The following is a 14,926-nucleotide window of genomic DNA, read 5'->3' as shown; positions in this document are numbered from 1 at the left end:
CCTTCATAGTTTGGTGATGATGGCAGAGAGGTCACACCCGTTCCCATACCGAACACGGAAGTTAAGCTCTCTAGCGCCGATGGTAGTTGGGACCTTGTCCCTGTGAGAGTAGGACGTCGCCAAGCAACTAAAAACACAAGTCATTTGACTTGTGTTTTTTTATTTCCCATGAAATAGATTTGGTTCCATTAATAAAAAATTTGAAATATAGTAAGGGATTTTTTGAGCAGAAATACTTAGAAATTGATAAATAAATGGATAATCTTCAGAACCATAACTGCCAAGTAAGTCATACCACCAATCTGTTTCATACCTAGAAATCATGCTTAAATTATAGAGCAATAAATAATGAATGAGGAGTTCAGGTAATATTGGCTTAGGATTTCTAGGATCAGTCGTAAGTGGCAAATAATAAGTATTAGTAAGATGTTCATAGTATAAAGGAGTACTGTACATAGGATTCCATGATTGAATGGGCGCCGTAAAAAGTAAATTCGATTCATTAGTCTTCTCAGGTACGTGCTGTATTGATAAATGCTTACAAGATGTTTCAATGTAACGAGAAAATCTCTCTTTAGTCATATGTAATCGATCTAGTAGGTTGACTGAAAAGGAGAGCTCATTTTTAATTGTTGAATCGATTTTATATAAAGTTGATCCTTTCTGACTATAACGAAATAAATTTTGTAATTCTGGAATATTTCCCATTAGTTCTAACATGTTAAATTTTTCTGCTTCTAAGTGTTTCATGTGAAACAGTTGTTCTGCAACATGAGTAAATAATCCGTTTTTTTGTACCTTCACCTCATCTTCTAAAAATTGATACCCTTGTTTTTTTCGTTTGCGAGTTGTAACGCCATGAGCTAAAACAGTAGTGGATTCAGGATAGTTAGGGTCAATAGTTAGTAGGCATGCTTTAAAAAGTTGACTAATTCCATAAAATAACAACATTGGTTGAATGGAAAATGGAGCTGTCTTATATAATTCATAATAATTTTTCCCGTGTTCTAAGTAATAAATAAAGGGATAACAATTTTCAAAACTTTTTTTTTCGGCATCCTGAATAGAGGATTTTTCGTAACAACGGGCAAGATAACGTTGTACGTTTTGAGATGAAAAAAAGAAACTTAACTGCTGCCAAGTACAAGATGTTTGATGCATATATTACGCTCCTTTTATTGTCTAAAAATTCTAACATATATATACGTCCTTGACAGTATTTTAACCAATTGATAAGCTACTAATAATAATTTCTGGTATCATAGGGGGAACAATTATGTGGGAATCTAAATTTGTTAAAGAAGGTTTGACTTTTGATGATGTATTACTTGTACCAGCTAGGTCAGATATATTACCAAGAGAAGTAAGTGTTAAAACAGTTTTATCTGAAAGCTTACAGCTAAATATCCCGTTAATTAGTGCAGGAATGGATACAGTAACAGAAGCTGACATGGCTATTGCAATGGCTCGCCAGGGTGGTTTAGGAATTATTCATAAGAATATGTCTATTGAGCAACAAGCAGAGCAAGTTGATAAAGTAAAGCGCTCTGAAAGCGGCGTTATTTCAGATCCTTTCTTCTTAACTCCAGAACATCAAGTATATGATGCAGAACATCTTATGGGAAAATATCGTATCTCAGGTGTACCGGTTGTAAATAATTTAGATGAGCGAAAATTAGTTGGTATTATTACAAACCGTGATATGCGCTTCATCCAAGACTACTCAATCAAAATTTCTGACGTAATGACAAAAGAACAATTAATTACAGCTCCAGTTGGTACTACACTGGAAGAAGCTGAAAAGATCCTACAAAAGTATAAAATTGAAAAACTCCCTCTTGTTGATAATAACGGTGTATTACAAGGGCTTATTACAATAAAAGATATTGAAAAAGTAATTGAATTCCCAAACTCTGCTAAAGATAAGCAAGGACGCTTATTAGTTGGAGCAGCAGTTGGTGTAACAGCGGATGCTATGCTTCGCATCGATGCATTGGTAAAAGCTAGTGTAGATGCAATTGTACTTGATACAGCACATGGGCATTCTAAAGGTGTTATTGATAAGGTAAAAGAAGTTCGTGCTAAATATCCATCACTAAATATTATCGCTGGAAATGTTGCTACTGCTGAAGCAACGAAAGCACTAATTGAAGCTGGTGCAAACGTAGTTAAAGTTGGTATTGGACCAGGTTCTATTTGTACAACACGCGTTGTAGCCGGTGTTGGTGTACCACAATTAACTGCGGTTTATGATTGTGCAACAGAAGCTCGTAAACACGGCATTCCAGTTATTGCTGATGGCGGTATTAAGTACTCTGGTGATATGGTGAAAGCCTTAGCGGCAGGAGCACATGTTGTTATGCTAGGTAGCATGTTTGCAGGTGTTGCAGAAAGCCCTGGAGAAACTGAAATTTACCAAGGTCGTCAATTTAAAGTGTATCGTGGTATGGGTTCTGTCGGTGCGATGGAAAAAGGAAGTAAAGATCGTTACTTCCAAGAAGGCAATAAAAAACTTGTCCCAGAAGGTATTGAAGGACGAGTACCATATAAAGGACCTTTAGCAGATACAGTTCACCAATTAGTTGGTGGCTTACGTGCAGGTATGGGATATTGCGGAGCACAGGATTTAGAATTCTTACGCGAAAACGCACAATTCATTCGTATGTCAGGTGCTGGCTTACGTGAAAGTCATCCTCATCACGTACAAATTACAAAAGAGGCTCCAAACTACTCATTATAATGTCTTATATACAAATAGACAGAGATTTGATATCTCTGTCTATTTTTTTTTGATTATGTTAGAATAACGGTTATGTGAGTACATAGATATTGGGGGTAGCAAAAGTGAAAGGTATGTTTTGCAAAAGATTCATTGCTTTGGTAACAGTGCTTACACTAGCTTGTAGCATTTTTATGCCATATAGCAATGCATCAGCTGAAACAGGAGCCGCTTTAAACATTGAAGCAGGTGCGGCAATTTTAGTAGAAGCGAATTCTGGGAAAATTTTATATCAAAAGAATGCAGATGAATTATTATCCATTGCTAGTATGACAAAGATGATGAGTGAATATTTAGTTCACGAAGCAGTGGATAAAGGAAAACTTAAGTGGGACCAGAAAATTAAGGTTTCTGAATATGCATATAAGGTTTCACAAGATGCTTCATTATCAAATGTTGCATTAGAAAATGGTGGCTCTTATACAGTAAAAGAGTTATACGAGGCAATGGCAATCTTTTCTGCAAATGGTGCAACAATTGCATTAGCAGAAGCAATTGCAGGTAAAGAAGTAGACTTCGTAAAAATGATGAATGATAAATCGAAAGAACTAGGGTTGAAAAATTATAAATTTGTCAATTCTACAGGTTTAACGAATAAAGATTTAAAGGGAATGCATCCTGAAGGAACAACAGCGGATGAAGAAAATAAAATGTCTGCAAAGGATGTTGCAACTTTAGCACAACATTTAATTAAAGATTATCCAAAAGTGTTAGATACAGCAAAAATCCCTAAAAAAGAATTCCGTCCAGAAAAAGAGAAGTTTGCAATGTCGAACTGGAACTGGATGTTAAAGGGCTTAGTTAAAGAATATGATGGCGTAGACGGCCTAAAAACAGGCTCGACTCCAGAGGCAGGAGATTGCTTCACTGGTACGGTTGAAAGAAACGGAATGCGTTTTATTTCTGTAGTTATTAAAACAAGTTCTCATACAGCACGTTTTGATGAAACAAAGAAGCTATATGATTATGGATTTGCTAACTTTGAAGTAAAACAAATGTATAAAAAAGGTTCTTCAGTAAAAGGACAAGAAACAGTACGAGTAGAAAATGCGAAAGATAAAGATGTAGCAGTTCAAACGAAACAAGCTATTTCACTTCCAGTGCCAAAAGGAAGTAAAGATGTTTATAAAACGGAATTAAAAGAATCAAGTAAGGGACAAGAAGCACCTATTAAAAAGGGAGCTGCGCTTGGTCAAATGGTAATTACGCCAAAAGATACAAACGACCCTGGATTTTTAACTGGTAAGTCACTGCAAGTGGATCTTGTAACAACATCTGAAGTAGAAGAAGCAAACTGGTTTACTCGTGCTATGCGCGGAATTGGTTCATTCTTTAGTGGCATGTGGAATAGTGCTGTTGATACAGTAAAAGGTTGGTTTTAAAAGCTCCTCATGATAGGAGCTTTTTTTTATTCCTATTTTTCATACTGACTTTATGAAAAAGTAGTAGACAAGCATCTGATAGTTAGTGGTAGAATGTAAGAGTATTCTTAATTTTCGCCTTTAACGGGGGAAAGCAATTCACCTAGGGGGGTTTTTGTACATGACAAATGTAACAGGGACAGAACGTGTAAAACGTGGAATGGCAGAAATGCAAAAAGGCGGCGTTATTATGGACGTAGTTAACGCTGAACAAGCAAAAATTGCAGAAGAGGCAGGCGCAGTTGCCGTTATGGCATTAGAGCGTGTACCAGCAGATATTCGTGCAGCAGGTGGCGTTTCTCGTATGGCAGACCCAACAATTGTTGAAGAAGTTATGGGTGCGGTGTCAATTCCGGTTATGGCAAAATGCCGTATCGGTCACCTTGTAGAAGCACGTGTATTAGAATCATTAGGGGTAGACTATATCGATGAGAGTGAAGTATTAACTCCTGCTGATGAAGTATACCATTTAAATAAACGTGATTACACAGTTCCATTTGTATGTGGTTGCCGTGATATCGGAGAAGCTGCACGTCGTATTGCAGAAGGTGCATCTATGCTTCGTACAAAAGGTGAACCAGGAACAGGAAACATTGTAGAGGCAGTGCGTCATATGCGCCAAGTCAATGCAGAAATCCGTCAAGTTGCGAGTCTACGTGAAGATGAGTTAATGACATATGCAAAAAATACTGGCGCTCCTTACGAAGTCTTACTTGAAATTAAACGTCTTGGTCGCTTACCAGTTGTAAACTTTGCGGCAGGTGGTGTAGCAACACCAGCAGATGCAGCATTAATGATGCAACTTGGTGCTGATGGGGTATTTGTTGGATCTGGTATCTTCAAATCAGAAAACCCAGAGAAATTTGCACGTGCAATCGTTGAAGCAACGACTCATTATGAAGATTACGAACTAATTGCAAGCCTTTCTAAAGGATTAGGTAATGCAATGAAGGGTGTCGAAATTTCAACGTTATTACCAGAACAACGCATGCAAGAGCGTGGATGGTAATTAAAGGAGAACTTTAAAATGGTGAAAATCGGTGTACTAGGTCTTCAAGGTGCAGTTCGTGAGCATGTAAAATCAGTTGAAGCAAGTGGTGCAGAAGCTGTTGTTGTAAAGCGTATAGAGCAACTTGAAGAGATTGATGGTCTTATTTTACCAGGCGGTGAAAGTACAACAATGCGCCGTCTTATTGATAAGTATGCTTTCATGGAACCACTTCGTACATTTGCAAAGTCTGGTAAACCAATGTTTGGTACATGTGCAGGGATGATTCTTCTTGCGAAAACACTTATTGGCTATGAAGAAGCACATATTGGTGCTATGGATATTACAGTTGAGCGCAATGCGTTCGGACGCCAAAAGGATAGTTTTGAAGCTGCGCTTTCAATTGAAGGCGTGGGTGAAGACTTCATTGGTGTATTTATCCGTGCGCCGTATGTTGTAGAAGTAGCTGATAATGTTGAAGTGCTTTCTAAGCATGGTGACCGAATGGTAGCGGTAAGACAAGATCAGTTTTTAGCTGCTTCATTCCATCCGGAATTAACAGATGATCATCGTGTGACAGCATACTTTGTTGAAATGGTAAAAGAAGCGAAAATGAAAAAAGTTGTATAAGTAACTTGCAACTTGTATAAGATTATAGTAAATTGATGGTAACAATTTTATAAAATAAGCGTGTTGATAGGAAATAGTAACAAATGTCGTTTCTTATAGAGAGTCGATGGTTGGTGGAAATCGATAGAAACAGTTTGTGAATCCATCCTGGAATGGAATGTGGAATATCTTTTGGATTAGTAAGCATTCCCGGTGAAGAGCCGTTATTTCTACTTGAGAGGAAAGCGGTAATGCTTTCAACTAGGGTGGCAACGCGGGTTAACTCCCGTCCCTTTATATAGGGACGGGAGTTTTTTGTGTTTTATAAAATAAAAGGAGGAGTATATAATGCTTGATATTAAATTTTTACGTACAAACTTTGAAGAAGTAAAAGCGAAATTACAGCATAGAGGCGAAGATTTAACTGATTTCGGCCGTTTTGAAGAACTTGATACGAGAAGAAGAGAACTACTTGTTCAGACAGAAGAATTAAAAAGTAAACGTAACGAAGTATCTCAACAAATTTCTGTATTAAAGCGTGAAAAGAAAGATGCAGAAGCTCTAATTTTAGAAATGCGTGAGGTTGGAGAAAAAGTAAAGGATCTTGATAACGAACTTCGTACAGTTGAAGAAGACTTAGAAAGATTAATGTTATCTATTCCAAATATCCCTCATGAATCTGCTCCAGTTGGTGAAACAGAGGATGATAATGTAGTAACACGTACTTGGGGAGAAGTGAAAGAATTTACTTTTGAGCCAAAACCACATTGGGATCTTGCTACTGATTTAGGAATTTTAGATTTTGAACGCGCTGGGAAAGTAACAGGAAGCCGCTTCGTATTTTACAAAGGTGCTGGTGCAAGATTAGAGCGTGCTTTAATTAGCTTTATGCTTGATCTTCATACTGATGAGCATGGATATGAAGAAGTATTACCTCCATATATGGTAAACCGTGCAAGTATGACGGGAACAGGACAACTTCCAAAGTTTGAAGAAGATGCATTCCGTATTGAAAGTGAAGATTACTTCTTAATTCCAACAGCTGAAGTACCTGTAACGAATATGCATCGTGATGAGATTTTAAATAAAGAGCAATTGCCTATAAGATATGCTGCATTTAGCTCTTGCTTCCGTTCTGAAGCAGGTTCAGCTGGTCGTGATACACGTGGTTTAATTCGCCAGCATCAGTTCAATAAAGTAGAGCTTGTGAAGTTCGTAAAACCAGAAGATTCTTATGAAGAATTAGAAAAATTAACAAATGATGCAGAACGCGTGTTACAATTATTAGAGTTGCCATATCGCGTTATGAGCATGTGCACAGGCGATTTAGGATTTACAGCAGCGAAGAAATACGATATTGAAGTATGGATTCCAAGCTATGGCACATATCGTGAAATTTCTTCTTGTAGTAATTTTGAAGCTTTCCAAGCGAGACGTGCAAATATCCGTTTCCGCCGTGAGCCAAATGGAAAACCAGAACATGTTCATACATTAAATGGATCTGGTCTTGCAATCGGACGTACGGTTGCAGCTATTTTAGAGAACTACCAACAAGAAGATGGTACAATTATAATTCCAGAAGTTCTTCGCCCTTATATGGGAGGAAAAACAGTTATTAAGTAAATTTAAACATTCATCGGTATGAGTGATTGGTAATTATGAGCGTTGTCAGTACTGTAATGTAGGAAGGGGAAAGTAAAATTTTCCTTTCCTCATAATTTATTTTAGTAGGGTTGACTAACTGTTTTTCTTTTGATATTATATTTGATGTCAATATGGAGGTATACCCAAGTCTGGCTGAAGGGATCGGTCTTGAAAACCGACAGGCGGCGAGAGTCGCGCGGGGGTTCGAATCCCTCTACCTCCTCCAGATATAATTGACAACAGCGCATATAAGTGGAGATTGGAGAACTCGTTACCAACACGTAACGAGTTTTTATTTTAAAACCAATCATAAAGTATGGTGTAAGGTAATTTTGTCCTTATTACACACTCATATTCCGATGATTATCTTCATAGATATGAAAGGAGTCAACATGGATCTTATTATACAAACGTTTCCTTTAGATGGAAAAACTTTATATTATGTACAATGTCCTGTCTGTAAGAACAATAGAATTTTAAACAGTGGTGCAAACGTATCACGCATTATTAGTGATGATACATTCCGTAAACTTTGTGGTTGTACTTGTGATGTAAAACAAGCTACGAGTAAAGTAGAGGCGCCAAAACAAGTTAAAAAAGCAGCTGTAAAGAAAGCGGCGGCTCCAAAACGTACAGGTAAAGTATTAACGGCAGTAATTAACGGGAAAGAAATGACTGTTAAAGAGATTGCTGAAGCATATGATATTAGTACAAGTACTGTTCGTCAGCGCATTAACGCAGGAAAACCTGAGAGTGAAATTATTGCTCCAACAAAGAAGAAGTAATTTAATAGGAAAACCCGTGCATATGCACGGGTTTTTTATTTTACAAGTTTACGTGTTTGTTTTAAAAAATGGCCAATTTTTTTAATGATTGGTTCGATTGAATCACCATCTTTTAAAATATCGTACTCATTAATATTTAAGCGTAATACAGGGCATGAATTAAAGTTGTTAATCCAGTTTTCATAACGTCCATGCATTTCTTTCCAGTACTCAATTGGTGTTTGCTGTTCCATTGGGCGCCCGCGTTCTTGAATACGATCGACAATATCATCGAAAGAACCTTCTAAGTAAATTAATAAGTCTGGATGAGGGAAGTAAGGAGTCATGACCATAGCGTCAAATAAACCTTTGTATGTTTCATAATCAGTTTCCGTCATTGTTCCTTTTTCATGATGCATCTTTGCGAAAATTCCAGTGTCTTCGTAAATGGAACGATCTTGAACAAAACCGCCACCATATTCAAAAATTCTTTTTTGTTCCTTAAATCGTTCTGCTAAAAAGTACACTTGTAGGTGGAAGCTCCAGCGAGTGAAGTCCGCATAGAACTTGTCCAAATATGGATTGGAATCTACTTTTTCAAATGATGTGCGATAACCTAAAGCATTAGCTAATGCAGTTGTCATAGTTGATTTACCCACACCTACCGTTCCGGCGATAGTGATTACTGCGTCATTGGGTATATCATATTTTTGCCTTAAATTCATTATTATTTCGACTCCTTTAAGAGAGTATTTTGAAGGGCAGATAGGATGACGTTTAAATCATCAGGATTTTTTACAAAATCCATATCGTCTCCATTAAATTTCAATACTGGTATTTCCGGATGATCTTTTTTAAAAGCATCCATTGCTGTTTCATAATCTTTTGTGAGCTGTAGTAAGTAATTTGGATCCATGTTTTTTTCAAATTCTCTTCCGCGCATGGCGATTCGTTTTTGCAATGTTTCTAGGCTAGCTGTTAAATAAACAATGACATTTGGCACAGGCATATCTTGTGTAAGGATACGATAAATTTGCATGTATTTGTCATATTGGGAGTCTTTTAATGTGCGGGATGCAAAAATTAAATTTTTAAAGATATGGTAATCCGCTACTACTGGTTTCCTTTGATTCAAATACTTTATGTTAATGTCTTCTAATTGTTTGTATCTATTACAAAGAAAGAACATCTCTGTTTGAAAACTCCATTCGTCGATGTCTTCATAGAACTTTCCTAAAAAGGGATTTTCATCAACAATCTCTTTTAGTAAGTGGAGTTGCATGTGAGTTGAAATTTCCTTCGCAAGTGAAGTTTTTCCAACACCAATTGGTCCTTCAACCGTGATAAATGGTACTCCGGTCACGCTGTTTCCTCCTTTCAATCAGTGATTTACCGTGACTACTAAAAACACAAAACAGAATTATTGTAGCACAAGAGGGAAGCGAGCGGGTTAATTTGATATAAAAAGTTAGAAAATAGATATATGTATTAATTAAATTTTATTTTGGTTGATGATGTTATAGTTGCTTTCAATGTAGTTTCCATTATTTTTAAAGCATGTATATTATCTTGGTCGTTGTTAGAGGCGATACAATCCTCTGGTACATACAATGTATAATTTCTCATATGAGCATCATTAGCTGTAAATAGGATACATATATTTCCGGCAACCCCTGTTAATATTAGATTTTCTATTTTTAAATAACCTAGTAATGAATTTAAAGGTGTTTCATAAAAAGCGGAATAATGTGGTTTAATAAAAATGTAATCATCAGAACTTGGAGCAATCTTATGGATTATGTTTTCGCTATATTCATTTGTACAATGAGTAATAAGTTGGTCGATATCAGATCTCCACAGTTGATAATGGTCATTAACGTAAATTATAGGACAGCCGAAGGATTTCATTTTTTTCTTTAATTGTAAAATAGGGTTTGTTATAATTTCACATTTTTTAGCTAGAATGGGTCCGTGGGAAAATTGAAAGTCATTAATCATATCGATAATGAGCAAGGCGGTATTTTTCATATGTAATCCCCTCTCTTTTTTCTTTTAGGGTGGATTGAATTTGTAAAAGTTATCCCCTGTGTAGTAAATGGAAATAAGTGTACTTTATTTGTAATGAAAGGACTATGTTATGGAACAAGATCAAGATATTTATTTTATGCAATTAGCGATAGAAGAAGCTAAAAAGGCAGAGGAAATACAGGAAGTACCAATTGGAGCAGTTATAGTGTTAGATGGTGAGGTAATTAGTGTTGCCCATAATTTAAGGGAAACTGAGCAGAGATCAATAGCTCATGCTGAGTTGCTAGCGATAGATGAGGCGTGTAAAAAATTAGGGACATGGCGTTTAGAAGATGCAACATTGTATGTAACATTAGAACCTTGTCCAATGTGTGCAGGTGGAATTGTTTTATCACGAGTGAAGCGAGTTGTATATGGTGCAAGTGATCCGAAGGGCGGATGTGCAGGGACATTGATGAATCTTTTAACGGATGAACGCTTCAATCATCAATGTGAAGTAGTATCTGGTGTACTAGAGGAAGAATGCGGTACGTTGTTAACAAGCTTTTTTAGAGAGCTTCGTAAAAAAAGAAAAGCAATAAAAAAATTAGAGGAGAATACTGGGAACTAACGTATTTGCATTTTATAAAGAAACAAGTTATACTGATAATGCCTTTAATGAAGGCAACCGAATATTGGTTTTAACTTTGCCGTGCTAAGCGGGGAGGTAGCGGTGCCCTATACTCGCAATCCGCTCTAGCGAGGCCGAATCCCCTCTCGAGGTTATGTTGCTGTAAGGTCTGCCTTAAGTAAGTGGTGTTGACGTTTGGGTCCTGCGCAACGGGACCCCGTGAACCTTGTCAGGTCCGGAAGGAAGCAGCAATAAGCGGGTCTTCTCGTGTGCCGCAGGAGTGCCTGAACCGAGCTAACTGCTTGAGTAACGCTTATGGTACGTAATCGACGGAGGGTGCACGGCAGTTATATATGTATACAAAACTCACCTTAATACAAAGGTGAGTTTTTTGTATAGAAAATAACTTTTGGAATCTATAAACAGAATGGGTTATAATAAATGAGATAATAACCTTTGAGGGAGGCCGTATTTTCGTGTCATACCAAGCGTTATACCGAACATGGAGACCGCAAAAGTTCGAAGATGTAGTCGGTCAAAAGCACGTGACAAAAACGTTGCAAAATGCCCTTCTTCAAGAGAAAGTTTCACATGCTTATTTATTTTCTGGCCCGAGGGGAACAGGAAAAACGACAATTGCAAAAGTATTTGCAAAAGCAATTAACTGTGAACATGCTCCGGTAGCTGAACCTTGTAATGAATGTCCTTCTTGTTTAGGAATTACACAAGGATCCATTTCAGATGTATTAGAAATTGATGCGGCTTCAAATAACGGTGTAGATGAAATTCGAGATATTAGAGATAAAGTAAAATATGCTCCAAGTGCTGTAGAATATAAAGTATACATTATTGATGAAGTTCACATGCTTTCTATGGGTGCATTCAATGCGCTTTTAAAAACCTTAGAAGAGCCGCCAGGACATGTTATCTTTATTTTGGCGACAACAGAACCTCATAAGATCCCGCCTACAATTATTTCACGTTGTCAGCGTTTTGAATTCCGAAAAATATCAGTGAATGATATTGTTGAGAGATTATCAACGGTCGTGACAAATGAAGGTACGCAAGTGGAAGATGAGGCATTACAAATTGTTGCGCGTGCTGCTGAAGGTGGTATGCGTGACGCACTTAGTCTTATTGATCAGGCTATATCTTATAGTGATGAGACCGTTACGACAGAAGATGTATTGGCCGTAACAGGATCTGTTTCTCAGCAATACTTAGGCAATTTAGTAGAATGCATACGTGAAAATGATGTATCAAGAGCATTGCAAATCATAGATGAAATGATGAGTAAAGGGAAGGATCCAGTTCGTTTTATGGAGGATTTCATTTACTATTATCGTGATATGCTTTTATATCAAACTTCACCGCAACTAGAACATATGTTGGAACGAGTAATTGTAGATGATCAATTCCGTAAGTTGAGTGAAGAAATGCAACCGGAAGTGATCTATGAGATTATTCATACCCTTAGTAAGGGACAACAGGAAATGAAGTGGACAAATCATCCGCGTATTTTCTTAGAAGTTGTTATGGTGCAATTGTGTCAACAGTTTATGATGCAAGCAAATGGTACAGATCGTTTGCAAGCAATTATGAACAGGATGCAGCAACTGGAGAAAGAGTTAGAGCAAGTTAAAAAGAACGGTGTGCCAGCTGGTGTACAACAGGAAGTAAGAGAGACACGTGCAACACCAAAGCCGGTAAGAACAGGAAGTATGAAGATTCCTGTCGGACGTGTAAATGAAGTATTAAAACAAGCGAAGCGTCAAGATTTAGAACAATTAAAAGCTGTATGGGGTGAGTTGTTAGGAAGACTCAAATCATATAACAAAGTAGCGTTTGCTGTTTTACTAGAAAATAGCGAACCAGTGGCAGCTTCAGATGACACTTACGTTTTAGCATTTCAATATGAGATTCACTGTAAGATGGCGAGCGAAAATCGAGAAGCTATGGATACAGTAGAACAAGCTTTATTTGAATTGCTAAGTAAAAGGTTAAATATGATTGCCATTCCAAAAAGTGAATGGGGTAAAATCCGTGAAGACTTTTTACAACGTGAAGGTGGAGAGTCTGAAGAAAACCCAGAGAAAAAGGAAGATCCTCTTATAGAAGAGGCAGTGAAATTAGTAGGGCAAGAACTCATTGAAATAAAAGAGTAATAATAATTAGGAGGAATTAATTATGATGCGTGGCGGAATGGGAAATATGAATAACATGATGAAACAAATGCAAAAGATGCAAAAGGACATGGCGAAAGCACAAGAAGAGCTTGGTGAAAAAACAGTTGAAGGTACAGCTGGCGGCGGAATGATTACAGTTATCGCAAATGGTCACAAGCAAATTCTTGAAGTGAAGATTAAAGAAGAAGTTGTAGATCCAGAAGATATCGAAATGCTACAAGACTTAGTATTAGCTGCAACAAATGATGCACTTAAAAAGGCTGATGAGCTTTCAAACTCTACAATGGGTAAATTTACAAAAGGCTTAAACTTACCAGGTGGAATGTTCTAGGAGGATATTGATACATGCATTATCCAGAACCAATATCAAAACTAATCGATAGTTTTATGAAGTTGCCAGGTATCGGACCGAAAACAGCGGTTCGATTGGCATTTTTCGTATTAGATATGAAAGAAGATGATGTGTTAGGTTTCGCGAAAGCACTTGTAAATGCGAAGCGAGATTTAGCGTACTGTTCTGTATGCGGACATATTACTGATCGTGATCCTTGTTATATTTGTAATGATTCACATCGAGATCAATCAGTTGTTTGTGTCGTACAAGAACCGAAAGATGTAATCGCGATGGAAAAAATGAAAGAGTATCAAGGTGTATATCATGTGTTACGTGGTGCGATTTCTCCTATGGAGGGAATTGGACCGGAAGACATTAATATCCCGCAACTCTTAAAGCGACTACATGATGAAACGGTACAAGAAGTGATATTAGCAACAAACCCTAATATTGAAGGGGAAGCTACAGCGATGTATATCTCCCGCCTCTTAAAACCTACAGGCATTAAAGTAACTCGTATTGCACATGGTCTGCCAGTTGGTGGAGATTTAGAATATGCAGATGAAGTGACATTATCCAAAGCGTTAGAAGGTCGCAGAGAAGTATAAGAGGAGAAACGAAAATGTTCTTTCAAAAAAAGGGTAAATTGCGTAAAGAGTATGACGATAAGTTAATTGTACTTTTGGAAAAAGTGAAGAATGAGTGGTTACGTCAGAAGAGAATGGTCGAACAAAGTGTAGAACCGTCTCAAGATGTCATTTGTTCTTTGAAAATAGCAGAGGCGAAATATTTCTTTTTGTTGAAAGAAGCAAAGCGTCGTCCTGTAAAAATGGAACAATGGTAAAAGGTTCTGCTTTCTAAGCAGGCCTTTTTATTTTGTTTTTTAAATGCTGAGGTATTGTTTTATTTAGTTTATATAAAAGAGATGCTACATATGATAACTGTTCTTTTTTATTGTCTTGTCCCATACAAATAGATGTATAGGTCATTCATAAGGAGGAAAAAATGAATTCTACAATTATTATTGTTGGCATTCTTACTTTAGTATTTATTTTTCTTGTTTTTGGTGTTGCCTCTAAGCCATTACGTTTTATAGGTAAGGTGATTTTTCATGTTACTTTAGGAATAGCATTGCTTTTTATCGTAAATGTTGTAGGGACATATTTTGATTTTCATATCCCGATTAACATGGGGACAGCAGCAATAACGAGTTTGTTAGGCTTACCGGGTGTGGCAGCATTAGTGATTATTAAGCTTTATATCATGCCAAGATAAAATTATTTTGGCATTTTTTTAAAAAGTGTTGACTATTAAATGATTAATATGGTAAATTAATAAGCGTCGTCAGCAACGAAAGAAAAAAGCTGTTGACAGATTTAACGAGAAGTGTTAAATTATAAAAGTCGCTGAAACGCGATGTTGAACTTTGAAAACTAAACGAAACAAACAACGTGAAACGTCAATTTTTATTTTAGATGCTAGACAAACTAACTTTATTGGAGAGTTTGATCCTGGCTCAGGATGAACGCTGGCGGCGTGCCTAATACATGCAAGTCGAGCGAA

16 protein-coding genes, 1 tRNA gene, 2 rRNA genes, 1 other RNA gene and 1 other annotated feature are annotated in these 14,926 nt (G+C 37.0%); of the genes, 16 read left to right on the top strand and 4 right to left on the bottom strand.

What is annotated here, in order from left to right:
- Nucleotides 1-9 precede the first annotated feature (9 nt).
- Nucleotides 10-125, top strand: a 5S ribosomal RNA gene (gene rrf / locus D1166_RS30040).
- Between the two features lie 34 nt (nucleotides 126-159).
- On the opposite strand, the gene D1166_RS30035 is transcribed toward rrf, so the two are convergent.
- Entirely contained in the window at nucleotides 160-1,161 is a 1,002-nt protein-coding gene (locus D1166_RS30035) for a YaaC family protein (protein ID WP_000554287.1), read from the bottom strand.
- Between the two features lie 115 nt (nucleotides 1,162-1,276).
- Between D1166_RS30035 and guaB the strand changes: the two genes are divergently transcribed.
- The 7 genes from guaB (at nucleotide 1,277) to D1166_RS30000 (ending at nucleotide 8,226) form a co-directional block, all read left to right on the top strand.
- Nucleotides 1,277-2,740, top strand: coding sequence for an IMP dehydrogenase (gene guaB, locus D1166_RS30030; RefSeq protein ID WP_000264088.1), 1,464 nt, complete (start codon nucleotides 1,277-1,279; stop codon nucleotides 2,738-2,740).
- A 113-nt stretch (nucleotides 2,741-2,853) separates the two neighbouring features.
- Nucleotides 2,854-4,161, top strand: coding sequence for a D-alanyl-D-alanine carboxypeptidase DacA (dacA, locus tag D1166_RS30025; protein ID WP_125653127.1), 1,308 nt, complete (start codon nucleotides 2,854-2,856; stop codon nucleotides 4,159-4,161).
- Nucleotides 4,162-4,321: 160 nt separating this feature from the next.
- Complete coding sequence (pdxS, locus tag D1166_RS30020) at nucleotides 4,322-5,209, top strand: pyridoxal 5'-phosphate synthase lyase subunit PdxS (RefSeq protein WP_000186165.1); 888 nt, start codon at nucleotides 4,322-4,324, stop codon at nucleotides 5,207-5,209.
- An 18-nt stretch (nucleotides 5,210-5,227) separates the two neighbouring features.
- Nucleotides 5,228-5,818: a pyridoxal 5'-phosphate synthase glutaminase subunit PdxT gene (gene pdxT, locus D1166_RS30015; protein WP_000238783.1), complete on the top strand. Its 591-nt coding sequence runs from the start codon at nucleotides 5,228-5,230 to the stop codon at nucleotides 5,816-5,818.
- 54 nt (nucleotides 5,819-5,872) lie between these two features.
- Nucleotides 5,873-6,094 (top strand) — a binding site (T-box leader).
- 51 nt (nucleotides 6,095-6,145) lie between these two features.
- The gene (gene serS, locus D1166_RS30010; protein WP_087876003.1) at nucleotides 6,146-7,420 is read left to right on the top strand and encodes a serine--tRNA ligase; all 1,275 of its coding nucleotides are present in this window, start codon (nucleotides 6,146-6,148) and stop codon (nucleotides 7,418-7,420) included.
- Nucleotides 7,421-7,574: 154 nt separating this feature from the next.
- Nucleotides 7,575-7,667, top strand: a tRNA-Ser gene (locus D1166_RS30005).
- A gap of 166 nt (nucleotides 7,668-7,833) precedes the next feature.
- Nucleotides 7,834-8,226 carry a sigma factor-like helix-turn-helix DNA-binding protein gene (locus D1166_RS30000; protein WP_000364196.1) on the top strand — a complete coding sequence of 131 codons (393 nt, stop codon included), beginning with the start codon at nucleotides 7,834-7,836 and terminating at the stop codon, nucleotides 8,224-8,226.
- 35 nt (nucleotides 8,227-8,261) lie between these two features.
- Here the strand turns inward: D1166_RS30000 and D1166_RS29995 are convergent, their stop codons facing one another.
- The 3 genes from D1166_RS29995 to D1166_RS29985 all read right to left on the bottom strand — a co-directional run bounded on the left by D1166_RS29995 (nucleotide 8,262) and on the right by D1166_RS29985 (nucleotide 10,233).
- A complete protein-coding gene (locus D1166_RS29995) occupies nucleotides 8,262-8,930 on the bottom strand; it encodes a deoxynucleoside kinase (RefSeq protein WP_001053585.1) in 669 nt (222 codons plus the stop codon).
- Nucleotides 8,931-8,932: 2 nt separating this feature from the next.
- On the bottom strand, nucleotides 8,933-9,568 hold the full coding sequence (locus D1166_RS29990; RefSeq protein WP_000148218.1) for a deoxynucleoside kinase: 636 nt from the start codon (nucleotides 9,566-9,568) through the stop codon (nucleotides 8,933-8,935).
- A 125-nt stretch (nucleotides 9,569-9,693) separates the two neighbouring features.
- Nucleotides 9,694-10,233 carry a cysteine hydrolase family protein gene (locus D1166_RS29985; RefSeq protein WP_000798712.1) on the bottom strand — a complete coding sequence of 180 codons (540 nt, stop codon included), beginning with the start codon at nucleotides 10,231-10,233 and terminating at the stop codon, nucleotides 9,694-9,696.
- Between the two features lie 109 nt (nucleotides 10,234-10,342).
- Between D1166_RS29985 and tadA the strand changes: the two genes are divergently transcribed.
- From tadA to D1166_RS29940, 8 genes are all read left to right on the top strand, one after another.
- Nucleotides 10,343-10,843: a tRNA adenosine(34) deaminase TadA gene (gene tadA, locus D1166_RS29975; protein ID WP_118043539.1), complete on the top strand. Its 501-nt coding sequence runs from the start codon at nucleotides 10,343-10,345 to the stop codon at nucleotides 10,841-10,843.
- Between the two features lie 79 nt (nucleotides 10,844-10,922).
- Nucleotides 10,923-11,187: signal recognition particle sRNA large type (ffs, locus tag D1166_RS29970), an RNA gene on the top strand.
- A 132-nt stretch (nucleotides 11,188-11,319) separates the two neighbouring features.
- Complete coding sequence (gene dnaX, locus D1166_RS29965; protein ID WP_097856325.1) at nucleotides 11,320-13,008, top strand: DNA polymerase III subunit gamma/tau; 1,689 nt, start codon at nucleotides 11,320-11,322, stop codon at nucleotides 13,006-13,008.
- A gap of 25 nt (nucleotides 13,009-13,033) precedes the next feature.
- Nucleotides 13,034-13,360, top strand: coding sequence for a YbaB/EbfC family nucleoid-associated protein (locus D1166_RS29960; protein WP_014894853.1), 327 nt, complete (start codon nucleotides 13,034-13,036; stop codon nucleotides 13,358-13,360).
- Between the two features lie 14 nt (nucleotides 13,361-13,374).
- Nucleotides 13,375-13,971: a recombination protein RecR gene (gene recR / locus D1166_RS29955; protein ID WP_000559169.1), complete on the top strand. Its 597-nt coding sequence runs from the start codon at nucleotides 13,375-13,377 to the stop codon at nucleotides 13,969-13,971.
- Between the two features lie 14 nt (nucleotides 13,972-13,985).
- Entirely contained in the window at nucleotides 13,986-14,207 is a 222-nt protein-coding gene (locus D1166_RS29950) for a YaaL family protein (RefSeq protein WP_000466019.1), read from the top strand.
- A 161-nt stretch (nucleotides 14,208-14,368) separates the two neighbouring features.
- Entirely contained in the window at nucleotides 14,369-14,638 is a 270-nt protein-coding gene (locus tag D1166_RS29945) for a pro-sigmaK processing inhibitor BofA family protein (protein WP_001089273.1), read from the top strand.
- Nucleotides 14,639-14,856: 218 nt separating this feature from the next.
- Nucleotides 14,857-14,926: ribosomal RNA gene (locus tag D1166_RS29940) — 16S ribosomal RNA — on the top strand; the annotation flags it as partial.

Source organism: Bacillus sp. ISO11, from assembly GCF_003458115.1.
GTDB lineage: Bacteria > Bacillota > Bacilli > Bacillales > Bacillaceae_G > Bacillus_A > Bacillus_A cereus.
Note: the sequence above shows the minus strand (reverse complement) of the source record. Positions and strands in the feature narration are given on the sequence as shown.